Annotated in this window: 14 protein-coding genes; 4 read left to right on the top strand and 10 right to left on the bottom strand. The window is 37.5% G+C overall.

Annotation, left to right across the window (positions count from 1 at the left end; all coding sequences use genetic code 11):
- Positions 1-1,173 (top strand): gliding motility-associated C-terminal domain-containing protein (locus ACIQ2X_RS06640; RefSeq protein WP_396178142.1); only part of this gene is annotated, 1,173 nt, incomplete at its 5' end.
- Between the two features lie 12 nt (positions 1,174-1,185).
- On the top strand, positions 1,186-2,214 hold the full coding sequence (locus tag ACIQ2X_RS06635) for a PorP/SprF family type IX secretion system membrane protein (RefSeq protein ID WP_396178141.1): 1,029 nt from the start codon (positions 1,186-1,188) through the stop codon (positions 2,212-2,214).
- 201 nt (positions 2,215-2,415) lie between these two features.
- Here ACIQ2X_RS06635 and hisIE read toward each other — a convergent pair whose 3' ends face one another.
- Genes hisIE through hisG form a run of 8 tightly spaced genes read right to left on the bottom strand, consistent with a single transcriptional unit; the run spans position 2,416 to position 9,318 of the window.
- The gene (hisIE, locus tag ACIQ2X_RS06630) at positions 2,416-3,003 is read right to left on the bottom strand and encodes a bifunctional phosphoribosyl-AMP cyclohydrolase/phosphoribosyl-ATP diphosphatase HisIE (RefSeq protein WP_396178140.1); all 588 of its coding nucleotides are present in this window, start codon (positions 3,001-3,003) and stop codon (positions 2,416-2,418) included.
- Positions 3,000-3,755: an imidazole glycerol phosphate synthase subunit HisF gene (gene hisF / locus ACIQ2X_RS06625; RefSeq protein ID WP_396178139.1), complete on the bottom strand. Its 756-nt coding sequence runs from the start codon at positions 3,753-3,755 to the stop codon at positions 3,000-3,002. Before hisF ends, hisIE begins: the two co-directional genes overlap by 4 nt.
- Positions 3,749-4,468, bottom strand: coding sequence for a 1-(5-phosphoribosyl)-5-[(5-phosphoribosylamino)methylideneamino]imidazole-4-carboxamide isomerase (hisA, locus tag ACIQ2X_RS06620; protein WP_396178138.1), 720 nt, complete (start codon positions 4,466-4,468; stop codon positions 3,749-3,751). Before hisA ends, hisF begins: the two co-directional genes overlap by 7 nt.
- Entirely contained in the window at positions 4,465-5,043 is a 579-nt protein-coding gene (gene hisH, locus ACIQ2X_RS06615) for an imidazole glycerol phosphate synthase subunit HisH (RefSeq protein WP_396178137.1), read from the bottom strand. The genes hisA and hisH overlap by 4 nt, the downstream gene beginning before the upstream one ends.
- Positions 5,040-6,131 carry a bifunctional histidinol-phosphatase/imidazoleglycerol-phosphate dehydratase HisB gene (gene hisB, locus ACIQ2X_RS06610; RefSeq protein ID WP_396178136.1) on the bottom strand — a complete coding sequence of 364 codons (1,092 nt, stop codon included), beginning with the start codon at positions 6,129-6,131 and terminating at the stop codon, positions 5,040-5,042. Before hisB ends, hisH begins: the two co-directional genes overlap by 4 nt.
- Positions 6,124-7,161 (bottom strand): histidinol-phosphate transaminase, encoded by a 1,038-nt coding sequence (hisC, locus tag ACIQ2X_RS06605; RefSeq protein ID WP_396178135.1) that lies wholly within the window; start codon positions 7,159-7,161, stop codon positions 6,124-6,126. Before hisC ends, hisB begins: the two co-directional genes overlap by 8 nt.
- Entirely contained in the window at positions 7,151-8,443 is a 1,293-nt protein-coding gene (gene hisD, locus ACIQ2X_RS06600) for a histidinol dehydrogenase (protein WP_396178134.1), read from the bottom strand. The genes hisC and hisD overlap by 11 nt, the downstream gene beginning before the upstream one ends.
- A 17-nt stretch (positions 8,444-8,460) precedes the next feature.
- Entirely contained in the window at positions 8,461-9,318 is an 858-nt protein-coding gene (hisG, locus tag ACIQ2X_RS06595; RefSeq protein WP_396178133.1) for an ATP phosphoribosyltransferase, read from the bottom strand.
- 460 nt (positions 9,319-9,778) lie between these two features.
- Between hisG and ACIQ2X_RS06590 the strand changes: the two genes are divergently transcribed.
- Together ACIQ2X_RS06590 and ACIQ2X_RS06585 are read left to right on the top strand one after the other, a co-directional pair.
- Positions 9,779-10,807: a polysaccharide deacetylase family protein gene (locus tag ACIQ2X_RS06590; protein ID WP_396178132.1), complete on the top strand. Its 1,029-nt coding sequence runs from the start codon at positions 9,779-9,781 to the stop codon at positions 10,805-10,807.
- Positions 10,804-11,916: a GNAT family N-acetyltransferase gene (locus ACIQ2X_RS06585; RefSeq protein WP_396178131.1), complete on the top strand. Its 1,113-nt coding sequence runs from the start codon at positions 10,804-10,806 to the stop codon at positions 11,914-11,916. Before ACIQ2X_RS06590 ends, ACIQ2X_RS06585 begins: the two co-directional genes overlap by 4 nt.
- Before the next feature lie 240 nt (positions 11,917-12,156).
- Here the strand turns inward: ACIQ2X_RS06585 and ACIQ2X_RS06580 are convergent, their stop codons facing one another.
- Both ACIQ2X_RS06580 and ACIQ2X_RS06575 read right to left on the bottom strand, forming a co-directional pair.
- Complete coding sequence (locus ACIQ2X_RS06580) at positions 12,157-13,392, bottom strand: retropepsin-like aspartic protease (protein ID WP_396178130.1); 1,236 nt, start codon at positions 13,390-13,392, stop codon at positions 12,157-12,159.
- Between the two features lie 368 nt (positions 13,393-13,760).
- Positions 13,761-15,155, bottom strand: coding sequence for a serine hydrolase (locus tag ACIQ2X_RS06575; RefSeq protein WP_396178129.1), 1,395 nt, complete (start codon positions 15,153-15,155; stop codon positions 13,761-13,763).
- Positions 15,156-15,454 lie beyond the last annotated feature (299 nt).

Below are 15,454 nucleotides of genomic sequence, written 5' to 3'. Positions count from 1 at the left end.
CTGAATTTAGTGGGCGGCATTGCACCGGTAACCTTAACTTGGAACGACGGAAGTACAGCAGGTCTTACCAGAAACAATCTTGCTCCTGGAACGTATACCGCAACAATTACGGATAGCAAACCTTGTATAATTGTTAGAACCTTTATTATTGTGCAACCGCAGCCTTTGGTTCTGGCAGCAAATCTTACCAATCCAACAAATTGTACCAATGCAAGTAGTGGCCTCATCAATTTAATCGTTTCAGGCGGCACCGCTCCGTTTACCTATTCTTGGTCGAATGGATCAACGATTGAAGATTTGAATAATCTTGTAGCTGGAAATTATGCGGTAACTGTTGTAGATGCAAATGGTTGCACTATTTCCGGACAATACAGTTTGACACGACCTGATCCAATTGCGATTAATGTCACTACAAAAACCGATTTTGACTGTGCCACTCGAAAAGTGACCCAGAATTTCATAGCACAAGCTTCTGGTGGCCTCCCTCCTTTCACCTACCAGTGGTCAAGCGGAACGATCAGTGGATCAAACGGTCAAATTATGAACACAGAAACAAACGGAACCGTTTTATTAACCGTTTTTGACAGTTTAGGCTGTAGCCAAATGTATACAGTTAACGTTGATAATCCTGAAATTGGATTGGCTTCTTTTGAAACAATTTCAACAAGTTACACCTCTTTTGGATTTTATTCCATCAATGATGCGATACAGTTTACAAGCAACATCACAGGAGATTATGAGTCGATATTTTGGGATTTTGGGGACGGCACTTTTTCTAGCGAATTAAACCCTATTCATACATACACTGTTCCGCAAGATTACGCAGTGACTCAAACTGTGACGTATCCGTTTGGTTGCGTATATAAAAACACAGTTGTTTTAAAAATCGAAAAAGGATATATTTTGGTTATTCCTTCGGGCTTTACACCAAATAACGACAGCGTCAACGAAAATTTCAGACCCGTAACCAAAAACCTCAAAAATATCATACTGGAAATCTACGACAGTTGGGGCTCTATGATTTACTCAGAAAAAGCTGATGTAATCAAAGGTTGGGATGGAAAAATCAAAGGATTCAACGCCGAAAATGGAAACTATTACAGTAAAGTGACTGCCGAAACGTTTTATGGCACTACTATTTACGAAAACCAAACTTTTGTATTAATTAAATAAGCGCCACAATAGATGAAATCAATATTAATCGTTCTAGTTATTATAATTTGTTCCTTTCAGGCGAAGGCACAAGACCCAATCTTTACACAGTATTATTTAATACCTGAAACATTAAACCCAGCCTATACGGGAATTGCCAATACCTGGAACGCTGGATTTGTACACCGCCGCCAATGGCCCGATGGTAATCGAAAAATGGATACTCAATTTGCCTACCTCAATACCATCGTTAGTGACGAAGTTGGTGTTGGAATGACTGTTATGAACCAAAATGAAGTGTTTACCAGTTTGAATTATTTCAAATTAAATGCAGCATTTTCTTATAAAATCAACATCAATTACGACTGGCGAGTACGGTTTGGACTCGAAACGGGATTTGGCAGAAAAGATTACAGTTTCGATAATTTATTGCTCGAAGACCAAATTAATATCAATACCGGACAAATAAACCCGATAACTGTAGACCCTAGTATTGGCGATTACCGTAACAAAATTAACTTTTTTGATATGGCTGCAGGAATTGAATTTGACCAAGAAAATGCTTGGATTGGACTTTCAGTAAAACACCTCAACCGACCCAATGTGGCTTTTCGAGAATTTGGAAACGTGCCATTGGACATGTTTTTATCCGTTCATGGCGGATATTACATTGATGTTGCCAACAGTCCGAGAAGTATTCTTCCACCCGAATCAACTTTACTTCTAACCGCTAATTACATGCGACAAGGTCAATACAATCGTCTTGATTTAGGAACTATAGTAGATTTTACCCGTTTTAGTTTAGGGGTAATTGTGGCTACAAATCCAGAAGGAAAAAGCGACAACAGCCACTTCCTAACCTCTGTAAATCCCGTATTTTCATTCAAAGCAAATGAATTTACTTTCGGCTATTCCTACGATTGGAATCTGTCTAATCTGGGTCGAACCCAAGGCATTCATGAAATCACACTCATTTGGCAATCCAGCCGAAGATGCGACAGTTGTGATGAGTACCGATTGAAATTAAAAAGAAACGGTGAAGAAGGCTATCCTTTGAGGTAAAAGAGGCATTAGTGAGGAATTGGAATTAAAGAATTTCTTAAATTAAATTCGACATCTTTATTTTGGCTCTCGCAAAGTCACAAAGAAACTTCTCAAACTTTGCGAGACAATTTATAAATAGGAAAAGAGCCGTTTATGGCTAATTGAAAACGTGGCGATTTAACATACTTGAAACTTAAAGCAATGAGCGTGACTGATAAACTACGAATTTCTCCCCTCCAAAACCGCTTCAATATCTTTCAATTTAAAATTCTTCGCTTTGAGCAAAATTAAAAAGTGGTACAGCAAGTCGGCGGCTTCGTTTTTAAACAAATCGGCATTGTCGTCTTTGGCTTCAATAACCAATTCCACAGCCTCCTCGCCTACTTTTTGCGCCACTTTATTAATCCCTCCTCGGTACAATTGGTTGGTGTAGGAAGTCGTTACATTTTCGTCAATACGATTGTGAATGGTTTGCTCCAACTGGTATAAAAAATTCGTCTCACTTTGTGTTTTAAAACATGAAACAGCACCGGTATGACAGGCTGGGCCTTCGGCAGAAACAAAAATTAACACCGTGTCACTGTCGCAATCCAAGTGGATATTTTTAACGTACAAAAAATTTCCAGAGGTTTCACCTTTGGTCCACAATCGGTTTTTACTGCGACTGAAAAACGTTACTTTTTGTTCCTCCACGGTTTTTTTGAAGGCTTCTTCGTTCATGTAACCGAGCATCAACACTTGCAAAGTAGCAGCATCTTGAATAATTACAGGGGTCAATCCATTGGTTTTTGTAAAATCAGGTTTCATAATCGAATGGGGATATTTTTAGTTTTTAAATAATTTTTAAGTTCTGGAATAGGAATTTGTCCGAAGTGAAAAACACTCGCTGCTAAAGCTCCTGTAGCTTTTGTTTCTTGGAAAACAGCAGCAAAATGTTCCATCGTTCCCGCTCCACCAGAAGCGATTACCGGAATAGAGACGGCTTCTGAAATTTGTTGCGTAATAGTGCATGCAAATCCATTTTTCGTACCGTCGTTGTTCATGGAAGTCAGCAAAATTTCGCCAGCCCCTAGCCTTTCGGCAGTCTTGGCCCAATCCACCGCTTTCAAGCCCGTTGCGATTTTTCCGCCACTGCGAAAAACCATCCATTCGTTGTCTGTAAATTTAGCATCAATAGCCAGCACGACACACTGATTACCGTAAGTTTTAGCAATTTCAGTGATCAATTTGGGATTTAAAATCGCTGCCGAATTCACGCTGATTTTATCCGCACCCGAGTCGATTATGGCTTTTGCGTCTTCCAAACTGTTGATTCCTCCACCAACAGTAAAAGGAATATTGATTTCAGCGGCAATCTGACGCACCAACTCAGTCAAGGTTTTTCGCTTTTCCTGAGTCGCCGTGATATCGAGAAAAACCAGTTCGTCAGCGCCTTCAAGGACGTATCTCTTTGCCAATGCAATAGGGTCGCCTGCGTCAACGATATTTTCAAAATTAATTCCCTTAACCGTTCGATTGTCCTTGATGTCAAGACACGGAATGATTCGTTTTTTTAGCATGATATTTTCATTAATTCCTTTAAATTGATTGTTCCTTCGTAAATCGCTTTTCCAATAATCGCGCCTTCGCACCCCATTTCACTCAACTTTATCACATCGTCAATCGTAGTAATTCCGCCACTTGCAATGAGTTTTATGGGTTTTATTTCTGATAAAATTTCGCCGTACAATTCAAATGCAGGCCCCAAAAGCATGCCGTCCTTTTCAATATCGGTAACGATGCTATAACTGATTCCGTTGGCTTGATAGCCCTTGATAAAAGCAACCACATCGTCTTCAGAACTTTCGAGCCAACCATTTGTCGCGATTTTTCGGTCTTTGCAATCCGCCCCTAAAATGATTTTTTCAGTACCAAATTTCTGCAACCACTCGAGCATTAACGTCGGGTTTTGAGCCGCAATACTTCCGATGGTAATTTGTTCGACTCCCGAATCAAAAGCGATTTTCACATCGCTTTCCGATTTGATTCCACCACCAAAATCGATAATTAAATTGGTCCTTGTGGCCAAAAGTTCCAAGGTTTTGTAATTGATAATCTGTTTGGCTTTCGCTCCATCCAAATCTACTACATGCACGTATTTCACACCCAAATCTTCAAATTGTTTCGCCATTTCCAGTGGGTTTTCGCTGTAGGTTTTTTGTGTGGCATAATCGCCTTTGGAAAGTCGGACGCATTTTCCGTCAATAATATCAATTGCTGGTATAATCCTCATAAGTTCAGAAAGTTTTGTAAGATTTGCAAACCAATTTTCGCCGATTTCTCCGGGTGAAATTGGGTTGCATAAAAATTGTTTTTTTGTAAAGCAGCACTGAAAGGCAAAATATAATCGGTAACGGCAATGGTCTCGGGACAAATTTCGGCATAATAACTGTGAACAAAATAGCAATCGTCTTCGAGTTGGATGTTTTCGAACAATTTGCCTTTTACTGAAGTAAAATTATTCCAACCCATTTGCGGCACCAAATCGGTGGGAGGAAACTGCAACACTTTTGCATCAAAAATCCCCAAGCCTTTCGTGTCGCCTTCTTCCGAAAATTCGCACATTAACTGCATCCCGAGACAAATGCCTAAAACAGGTTGCTTTAATTGGACGATAACTTGATCCAGGCCTTTTTCTTTCAGATACTGCATTGCCGAACTTGCTTCGCCCACACCTGGAAAAATAACTTTATCCGCATTTCTCAAAAGTGCAATATCGTCGGTAACTACCGTAGAAAAGCCTAATTTTTCAACCGCATTTTGAACCGAAGTTACATTTCCGGCGTTGTATTTTAAAATCGCTATCATAAAGTTCCTTTAGTGCTTGGAATGTTGAAATTATCCGTTTTTCGAACCGCCATTTTCAACGCTTTCGCAAAAGCTTTGAAGATGGATTCAATTTTGTGGTGTTCGTTTTCGCCTTCCGCTTTAATGTTGATATTGCAACGGGCTTGATCGCTGAAGGATTTAAAAAAATGAAAAAACAATTCGGTGGGAACATCGCCTACTTTTTCCCTCTTGAAATCAGCATCCCAAACCAACCAAGGTCGACCGCCAAAATCGAGGCCAATTTGTGCCAAACAATCGTCCATTGGCAACAAAAATCCATAGCGTTCAATAGCTTTTTTACTTCCTAAAGCTTGCAAAAAAGCGTCGCCTAAAGCAATGGCCGTATCTTCAACGGTGTGGTGTTCGTCAATGTGCAAATCGCCTTTGACTTGGATGTTCAAATCGAGATTTCCGTGCCTCGAAATTTGCTCGAGCATGTGATTAAAAAAAGGCAAACCTGTTTCAATACTTGATTTTCCCGTTCCATCGAGATTGACTTCTACTGAAATCTTCGTTTCCAATGTGTTTCGAGTTACTTTTCCAATTCGAGGTGTTTTTTTTAAAAATTGGTAAATTTCATTCCAATCCAACGTGATAAAAGTGGCATTCGCCTCTTTTTGTGCACTGATAAAAATAGATTTTGCACCCAAATTTTCTGCCATTTGAATATCGGTCAATCGATCGCCAATGACGTACGAATTTTCTAGATCATAATTTCCAAAAACGTATTTTCCCAACATGCCCAAACGTGGTTTTCGCGTCTCCTTGTTTTCGTGCTCGAAAGATCGATCGATGAAAACATCGGTAAAAGTAATTCCTTCGTTTTTCAAGGTTTGAAGGATGAAATTTTGAACGGGATGAAACGTATTCTCTGGAAAAGAATCGGTACCCAAGCCGTCTTGGTTACTGACCATAACCAACTCAAATTCCATTTCTTTGGCAATTTTTGCGAGATTGCTTATTGCATTTGGAAGAAATTCCAGTTTTTCAAAACTATCAATCTGAAAATCTTCGGGTTCCTTGATGATCGTGCCGTCTCGGTCGATGAATAAAACTTTTTTAGCCATTGGAAAGTATTTTTAAAGCGTTTACTAATTTTTTATTTTCTTCGGAAGTACCGATGGTTATTCGAACACAGTTTGGAACAACGGTATTTCGGTTCCGAATAATGATTTTTTGATCAATCAATTGGGCATAAACTTCATTGGCATTTTCGACTTCAACCAATAAAAAATTGGCATCCGAAGCATACATTTTCTTAACAATTTTAATCGTTTGCAGTTCCTGAATCATTTTTGCTTTTTCGATTAAAATCTGTTTCAAATTCAATTCAAATTCGGTGGTATTCGACAAGGCTTCCAAAGCGATTTTCTGATTGACCGAACTGATGTTGTACGGTGCTTTTACTTTATTGTAAAACTGCAAAAGTGGCTCGTTCATCAAGGCAATTCCCAAACGGATTCCCGCCAAACCCCAAGCCTTGCTCAAAGTCTGACTGATAATTAAATTGGGATACTGATTTAGTTTTGTTGCAAAAGTCGCTTCTGGACAAAAATCAACATACGCTTCATCGATAATAACAATGCCGTTGAAATGATCTAAAATGAATTCGATATCTTCAGATTGAATCAAATTTCCCGATGGATTATTGGGCGAACAAATGAAAATCAGCTTTAAATTGGCATCTAAAAAATAGGGTTCGAGGCTTTTTCTATCGATTTGAAAAACAGCATTCAACGGAAGTTGTATCACTTCTACTGCATTAATATTAGCCGAAACTTCGTACATTCCATACGTGGGTATAAACGTCAATACCTTGTCTTTATTGGGTTCGCAAAAAATTCGAAATGCCAAATCAATCACTTCGTCGCTTCCGTTTCCTAGAAAAATTTGATTCTCATTTACCTTTTTGATTGCAGCCAAACGCGTTTTCAACACCGTTTGTTGCGGGTCGGGATAACGATTATAAATCCCAAACGGATTTTCATTCGCATCTAAGAAAACACCTTCGTTGCCTTCGTATTCATCTCTCGCACTGGAATATGGGGCGAGATTCAAGATGTTCTTTCGCACCAATTGTTGGATTTTATTGTTCATCTTCAATCTTTTTTAAACGGATGGAAACCGCATTTTTGTGTGCCAATAATTGTTCGGCTTCCGCCATAATTTCGATGGTTTTTCCTATGTTTTGCAAACCCGTTTTAGTAATTTTTTGAAACGTAATTTTCTTTACAAAACTGTCTAAAGAAACACCGCTGTAACTTCGAGCAAAACCATTTGTTGGTAAGGTGTGATTGGTACCGCTGGCATAATCGCCAGCACTTTCGCAGCTGTAATTTCCCAGAAAAACCGAACCCGCATTTTGAATTTCGCCCACATAACTGATGCTGTTTTGCACCGCTAAAATCAAATGCTCGGGAGCGTACAAATTACTAAAATCGATGCAATCATAAACGGTATTCAAAACTACAGAAAAACTATTTTGTAAGGCTTTTTCGGCAAAGTCTTTTCGCGGAAGTTGTTGCAATTGTTGTTGCAACGCTGTTTCTACTTTTTGAATTAAATCAGCCGAATTGGTTACCAAAACCACTTGACTGTCCACTCCGTGTTCGGCTTGCGACAATAAATCAGCAGCAACAAAATCAGCGTCGGAATTTTCATCAGCAATAATCAAGACTTCACTCGGTCCGGCAGGCATATCAATGGCCACGCCACTTTGCTGAACCATTTCTTTCGCTTTGGTTACATATTGATTTCCTGGCCCGAAAATTTTATTTACTTTGGCAATTGTTTCAGTTCCAAAGGCCATTGCAGCAATGGCCTGAGCTCCACCCACTTTATAAATTTCGGTAATGCCTAAAAAAGAAGCCGTGTATAAAATAGCCGGATTGATGTTGCCGTTTTTATCCGGTGGCGTACACAAAACCATACGTTTACAACAGGCAATTTGAGCAGGAACAACCAACATTAAAATAGTGGAAAACAAAGGAGCCGTGCCTCCTGGAATGTACAAACCCACGTTTTCTATCGCTACATTTTGACGCCAACACGTAACGCCTGGCATCGTTTCGACTTCGGTTTCAGTGCTTTGTTGACTTTCGTGAAAAGTGCGAATGTTATTTGCAGCAATGCCAATCGCTTCTTTCAATTCTTCAGAAACTTGTGTTTGGGCAAACTCAATTTCACTTTGAGAAACTTGTAAATCAAGCAGTTCGACATTGTCAAAATCTTTAGAAAATTGGCGTAAAGCCGCATCACCATTTAGTTGGACTTGCGCTATAATTTGACCGACTTTTTCTTCTAAATTTTCAGCAGGAAAACTAGGTCTTTCGATGAGTGATTCCCATTGATTTATCGGTGGATTTGTATAGGTTTTCATTTGAAAAATTTTAAATTTTAAACAATCATTTTTTCGATGGGAACGACTAAAATTCCTTCGGCTCCCGCGTTTTTGAGTTCTTGAATTACGTCCCAAAACTGGTCTTCGCCAATGACCGAATGCAAGCTACTCCAACCTTCTTTTGCCAATGGTAAAATCGTGGGACTGTTCATCCCCGGAAGGATTTTGATGATTTCGTCCAACTTATCATTTGGCGCGTTGAGCAAAATATACTTGTTTTCTTTTGCTTTTTGTACCGATCGAATTCGGAATAACAATTTTTGTAGAATCTGATTCTTTTCAAAATCCAAATCTTCTGAAGCTACTAAAACGGCTTGACTGTACATTACATTTTCTACTTCTTTCAAACCGTTGGACCGCAAGGTACTGCCGCTACTTACGATGTCGCAAATTCCGTCTGCCAGACCGATTCCCGGGGCAATTTCCACACTTCCCGAAATGAATTCGATAATCGCTTGGATGTTGTTTTGTTGGAAATAATTTTCAAGAATTACGGGATATGATGTAGCCACTTTCTTGCCGTTAAAATACGATAAATCGGTATATTGGATTTCTTTTGGCACAGCCAAACTCAAACGACAGGATGAAAATCCAAGCTTTTCAACGGTTTCAATTTGCTTGGCCGTTTCTACCAAAACATTTTCACCAATAATTCCGATGTCGGCTACTTTTTGTTCCACATATTGCGGAATATCGTCGTCTCGCAGAAACAAAATTTCGATGGGAAAATTAGTCGCTTCGGTAATTAATTTTCCGCCACCGTTGGGAAATTTGATGCCACATTCTTTTAATAAATTCAGCGAATTTTCGCTAAGACGACCACTTTTTTGGATTGCAATTTTTAATTTACTCATTTTTTAAGGATATATGTTGGAGTAAATCGTGTGTAGGAAAGTCGTAAAAAAGAAAAAATCCCATTTGATTTACTCAAACAGGATTAAAATTTATAGTGTACTACATATCAAAATCAACTCGCTTGAGTGCCAGAATGAAAATGATGATGGTGTACTGTATTGAACATTTCTTTGTTTTTTATTTCTGCAAATGTAGCGGTATTCTACTTTGTTACGATGACTTTATTACTTTTTTAACTTTATTGAAGTTGCAATTAAAACACATTTGTCTAAATAACAGTTACTTACACCTATTTAAAAAATAATTGCACTCCATTTCCTTAAACAATGTACACCGCAGTTTGCATATTTTTCAAAGAGGAATATATTTTATAGTTGGTATAAAAAGGTGCTTATGGTGTTTAAAAAGACCGACGAATTTGGAATAAAAAAACTATTTTTACGCTGAAATTAAATTGCCTTGACGGTAATTTTCAATAACAGCCGACTGTATATGGGATTAGCAAAAGACGTTTTATACAAAACTTCGCATAAAAAATTTTTAAAGTTTTTTAGAAATCAGTCTGTTTTTCCTTGTTATCATCTTGTAAGCGATCAGAAAGCAACGCATATCGAAAACTTGTATTCTTTTAAAAACAGCAGACAATTTGAAGATGATTTAGAAATTTTAAAAAAAAATTACAGCTCCCTGCATCCCGGTGCATTGCAGACGCAAAAAAAAGTAAAAAACAGTTTTTTAATCTCGTTTGATGATGGTTTAAAAGAAATTTACAGCGTGATTTTCCCTATTTTAAAAGCAAAAAATATCAATGCGATTTTCTTTATCAATCCCAGCTTTGTAGATAATAATGTGATTTTGTACAAACATTCAATTAGTATTATTATCAATCATTTAGATCAAATAAACAACCCTTCCAATGTTTTGAATGAAATTGCAAAACGAATTGGTTTTACCTACAAAACTGTACAAGAGTTTCAAAAAAATTTCCTAAATCTCAACTATGCAGAACGGGGAAAACTGGCTGATGTGTTGGATTTTTTAAAGATCGATATTACGGATTACTTGAAACAAGAACAACCCTACATTACCAAAGTACAAATTAAGGAAATGATGGATGCGGGGTTTTATTTTGGAGGTCACACGATGAACCATCCGCCGTTGCAACAGTTGACACATGAGGAACAAAAGAGGGAAATCATTGAGTCGATTGATTGGCTTAAGGAACATTTTAATGTTGATTATTCGTTTTTTGCATTTCCTTTTACCGACAAGAACATATCTAAGAAATTGATTCAGGAACTTTTTGAATACGATCCAAATTTAATATTATTTGGCAATTCGGGTATGAAAAAAGACATCGACACACGAATTATTCAGCGTTTTACCTTAGAAAATCCAAATAAAAATACTGAAAAACAAATAGTTACCGAAAACTTGTACAAGTATTTCAATAAGTGTATTGGAAAATATAACCTCACCAGAAAATGACAGCACTCAAGAAAATATATAAAAAAGACATCCCAGCGTTATTTGCCGATTCCGGGTTTTGGAACCATTCGTTTTTATCCATCAGCAAACACCGCTTGTTGGCCCATTCTAAAAATCCCGATTTAAAAGACGAGGATATTGTTTTGCTTTTGGCGTATTTGAATGATGAACTTCTGGGTTATATGGGTGTTTTTATCGACTACATCCAGATTGACGGTCGTTCCGAAAAAATCGGTTGGCTATCGACGTGGTGGGTCCATCCGAAAACAAAAGGAAGCGGTATTGGTCGTGAAATTTTGAATGCGATGCATGCTGAGTTGGACGGAAAAATCGGGATTTCGCAGTTTACACCGAGTGCAAAAAGGGTTTACGACAAGTCGGGTTATTTTACGTCGCTTAAGGAAAATGTTGGTTTGAAAGCCGTTTTGAGAAGCAACTTATCGTTTGTAATTCCGGCAATTTATCCGAAAACATCCAAGTTTAAAACACTTCTAAATCCAGTGGATCATTTTATAAATGTGTTTGTTAATCTGAAATTGGTTATCCAAAAACCATTTATTAAACAAAAAATAAAAGGCATCCGAATGGAATACCTTAATGCTATTGATGATGAAACGTTATCATTTATCCATAAATTCAATGGAAATGATCTATCGAACAAAGAAGCGTCATTTTTTGAATGGCTAAAAGCCTATAATTGGGTTCAAACCGCACCTTTGTTGGGTTTTACCGCAAAAGAGCGATACGAATTTTCGATGTACGACCATTCTTTTGAGTATTATTATTTGAAAATTATAAAACAAAATACGTGTATTGGTTTTTTGGTTTTGCAAAAAAGGAATTATGTTACCAAAGTGCTATTCACTTATTACGACGCAACACAGTATGCATCTGAAATGGCAACTATTGTTCAATTGCAAGCTATGGTTCAAAATACCCGTGAAATCATTTGCTACGACGAGGGAATTTGTAAAGCATTTCAATCGTCATCTGTATTTTTATACAAAACCAAAAAAATCAAACAATCCATTATTTCAAAAAGCTTCAACAAAACCGATTTTACGGATGTTCGGATGCATTTTGGAGACGGCGATTGTTGTTTTGCTTAGGAAAATAGAGTCTTTTAGATGCCAAATATCCATTAAAAAAAAGGAAAACTTGGCGTTTCTGGAAATTTAATTTTCAAAGTTTGTGGCTTTTTTTAACTTTTACCGATTAGCATTACGTAAGAGTCCAGATACTCCCGAAGCTTCGGGACTACTCCATATAGTGTCTATCGGCATTATTTCCCGAATTCGTTGGCTAAAAATTTCAAAATGGATGAGGCCGTTTTAAAATTGCAATTGGTATTAATTCTGCAAAACAATTTCTTTTATTTCATTTGTTTCAATGTCTTTCAAAGTAAGTTTGAGTGTACTTGCTTTTTTCAAATTGCTGAAATCCGATATAAATATCTCGCATTTGGACAAGGTACTAAAGTCAAATTCATTCATTTTTAAAATCTCATCGCCCACTTTTACTTTGTCTTTTATTTTTTCGTCCCAAATGATGCCTACAATAAATTTATCATTTTCATAAGTGGGAAAAAAAGATTCGAATTGGTGCTTGACATCAATTGTAGTCGAATTTTCATACGGCTGAAAATAGTATTTCTTTCTTTTGTAATCCAGTGTTAATTTGCCGTGATTCAAAATTTCAGCACCAACTCTTGAGTTATTTCCAAAAGTTGTTGTGGCAATAACATTATCAAAACGAGTAGTTCCAAAAACAAACTCTTGAATCTTAAATTTGAAGTAGTCATCTTGATTGGCGTTTCCATTCAAACTAAGCGAAAAACTGCCGTTGGAACTTGCAATGATACCCAACAAATCAGAAGTTTCGGTATTTTGCAGCTCTGTTGGAAATTGCTTCTTTTCAATCATTTCAAGGAGTTTGGTCAAATTCCGGTTGGAAAGACTGTAAAAAGAGTCGTCACCCGAATCGAACATCACTTGCTCATTAAAAGTCAAATGTCCCAATTTCATTTTAAGGTCTAAAATAGGGCTACTTTGACTGTCGTAGAAATGAAGCTTACTGGCTTTTACCTTAGCATACTCCAAATTTTTGATCTGATTTGTGAGGGTGATTTTATTGTTTTTAAAATCAAACTCAACCACTGAATTCCGGAGCGAATTACTGCCAATAATTCCTTCTACGCCAAAACATTCAAACAGCGACATATCTGTTAGTTTTAATGCATACGTGTTTACAAAAGTGATATTATTGATTGAAAATTGAGGTAATAGAACAACATCAATTGCGCCATCTTTACCATTGGCGTCATGCACAGGTAAACTGGTAATTTGTTTATAACCCGATTCTGCTAGCAAGTTTTCGCTAACGGATGTAGGCGCTCCCGTATCCAAAATAAATTTTTGGATTTTATTATTGATCTTGACATCAATAATTATTTTTCCTTTGAGGTTTACAAAATCAAACGTGGTGAGGTACGTTTTTTCTTTTATTTCTCCTACGTTGAGGGAAAAATTATCTTGAGCTTGCAAGTTGGTCACTGCTATTAAAAACAGAAAAATGATTGATCTCATATCGTGGATTATAGGGATTCGTTATTGGTTTCGTACCAGTGCTTTCCAAATGTAAGTATAAAAAATTATAAATACAGCGGTAATTTGTACGATAAAATTGATTTTTTTTAAGATGCAACCGCATTTTTGGAGCGAAATACTGCACGAAGATTAAAAAAAATCAGTCCTCAAAGTCTCCTCGTTTCTTTTTAAAACCAAAGTTTCAGAGTGAAGAATCCCGAGTGAGGTATTGCCCATAACTTTCGGGAGGAGCTCTCCCGATTTTTCATCGGGAAGCGGGAATGTGCAGCCCGCCGCCTTAGTTTTTGTCCCTCCCTTTTTCGGATGGACAAAAACTAAGGGGCACGCCCAAAAAAGTGGGCGAACTTCTACTCCACAGTTTGTAATAAAGCAAAAGCCAACTGATCAATTAGCGCGTTTTGTGACGACAAACCAGAAACATTCGAAAGAATTACAATTCCGTTTTTGTTTTTGACATCCAAAACCATTGACGAAGAATAACCTGCCGTGGCGCCGTTGTGCCAAATTACATCATTCCCTTTTTTTGATTTTAAAAGGTGCCAACCCAACCCAATTTTCATCGAATTATTAATGATAAAAGTTGGCGATTGTGTGCGTGACAGTGCTTTATTGTTAGGGTCAAACTGTGCATTTGCAAAAAGCACCAAATCAGAAACCGTCGATAAAATGCCGCCGCCACCCAACAAAACGTCAAAATCCCAGTTGGAAACCACTTCGCCATCAGCGTCCAAACCTTTTACCAGCTGACTTTCCATATTTTTAGAACTGGTGAACGAACGGTTCATTTTATAGGGTTTAAAAATGATTTTAGACAAAAGTTGGTCGAAAGAAGTTTGCTGCGAAAGTCCCAACGAATGCCCTAACAAACCCGCTCCTAAATTGGAATATTCATACGCTTTGTTTTCGGCTGTTGCCAAAGTCATTTGGTTGGCCAAGTAGGTGTCGATTTCCTTAGCACCATAATTTTTGTAGGGATTTTCAGCGTCAGAAACTTCTAAATTGGTAGGCAATCGCGGCAATCCCGACGTGTGATTGGCCAAGTTCTCAAATGAAAGCGACGCGTTATTTTTGAATAAAAAAGGGTACAACGGATTGATTTTGTCGGTCAATCTAATTTTACCTTCCGTAACCAATTGTGCCAAAACCGTTGCCGTAAAGACTTTGGTCAGCGAACCAATTTCAAAAATTTTATCTTTATTTTCTACTGAAATCAACTTGTTGTTTTCAATTTGAACGCCGTAATACGTTGCCGTTCCGTTGTCGATTACCGCAATGGAAAGTTGCGTATTCTTAGGGAAATTTTTGGCGTTTTTAAAAATAATCGTTGCAATGTCTTGAGGAAAAGTAGACAATTCGTTGACCAAAAGCGATTTCGAAGTAGCTACAAAAGGTTTTACCAAAAGGCCTGAAATTTTAGTCTTGGAATCAATGGAAATTTGAATTTCAAAAACCGCCTTTTCAAAAGTAGTTTTGTAAGAAGCCGCATTTCCATACTTCATTTCTTGAAATTCATAGGAAGTAATTTTACCCGCTTGTTGCTCAATTCCACCAAAAAACTGTAAAGCATTTGCAAGTGGCAAAGCGTTTTGCATATCCTCTGAAAAAAGGTCAAAAATGGCTTGAAAATCATTTGAATTGTAGTGATTCTTGAATTGTTCAAAACCAATTGCGTACTTTTCCTCTTGACTAAACACATAAAAAGTGGAAAGCAACGCAAAAAGAATAAAGGCAAATTTTTTCATAAACGACCGAATTTTAGACCCCCTTTTAAAAAAGAACTGGGTTTTTGGAAGTTCAAATATACTAAAGTTTTCAACAACTATATTAGTGGAAAATGAAACGATTTTATACCTCTTTTCTCTTAAATTTAACTGTCATTCATGCTTGGATTGTCGTAATTTTGCAAAAAAAACTCCATGACAAAATATGTAACTGCCGAAGAAGCCGTAAAAGTAGTGCAATCCAATCAACGTGTTTATGTGCAAGCGGCTGCAGCAACGCCATCTGTATTGACCAATGCCTTAGCAGCCAGGGCTTCGGA

Source organism: Flavobacterium sp. (assembly GCF_044368625.1).
GTDB lineage: Bacteria > Bacteroidota > Bacteroidia > Flavobacteriales > Flavobacteriaceae > Flavobacterium.
Note: the sequence above shows the minus strand (reverse complement) of the source record. Positions and strands in the feature narration are given on the sequence as shown.

What these genes read in the sequence shown, in the direction of transcription:
- ACIQ2X_RS06635 (WP_396178141.1), top strand. Translation starts at nt 1,186, where the DNA reads ATGAAATCAATATTAATCGTTCTAGTTATTATAATTTGTTCCTTTCAG.
- hisIE (WP_396178140.1), bottom strand. Translation starts at nt 3,003, where the DNA reads ATGAAACCTGATTTTACAAAAACCAATGGATTGACCCCTGTAATTATT.
- hisF (WP_396178139.1), bottom strand. Translation starts at nt 3,755, where the DNA reads ATGCTAAAAAAACGAATCATTCCGTGTCTTGACATCAAGGACAATCGA.
- hisA (WP_396178138.1), bottom strand. Translation starts at nt 4,468, where the DNA reads ATGAGGATTATACCAGCAATTGATATTATTGACGGAAAATGCGTCCGA.
- hisH (WP_396178137.1), bottom strand. Translation starts at nt 5,043, where the DNA reads ATGATAGCGATTTTAAAATACAACGCCGGAAATGTAACTTCGGTTCAA.
- hisB (WP_396178136.1), bottom strand. Translation starts at nt 6,131, where the DNA reads ATGGCTAAAAAAGTTTTATTCATCGACCGAGACGGCACGATCATCAAG.
- hisC (WP_396178135.1), bottom strand. Translation starts at nt 7,161, where the DNA reads ATGAACAATAAAATCCAACAATTGGTGCGAAAGAACATCTTGAATCTC.
- hisD (WP_396178134.1), bottom strand. Translation starts at nt 8,443, where the DNA reads ATGAAAACCTATACAAATCCACCGATAAATCAATGGGAATCACTCATC.
- hisG (WP_396178133.1), bottom strand. Translation starts at nt 9,318, where the DNA reads ATGAGTAAATTAAAAATTGCAATCCAAAAAAGTGGTCGTCTTAGCGAA.
- ACIQ2X_RS06585 (WP_396178131.1), top strand. Translation starts at nt 10,804, where the DNA reads ATGACAGCACTCAAGAAAATATATAAAAAAGACATCCCAGCGTTATTT.
- ACIQ2X_RS06580 (WP_396178130.1), bottom strand. Translation starts at nt 13,392, where the DNA reads ATGAGATCAATCATTTTTCTGTTTTTAATAGCAGTGACCAACTTGCAA.
- ACIQ2X_RS06575 (WP_396178129.1), bottom strand. Translation starts at nt 15,155, where the DNA reads ATGAAAAAATTTGCCTTTATTCTTTTTGCGTTGCTTTCCACTTTTTAT.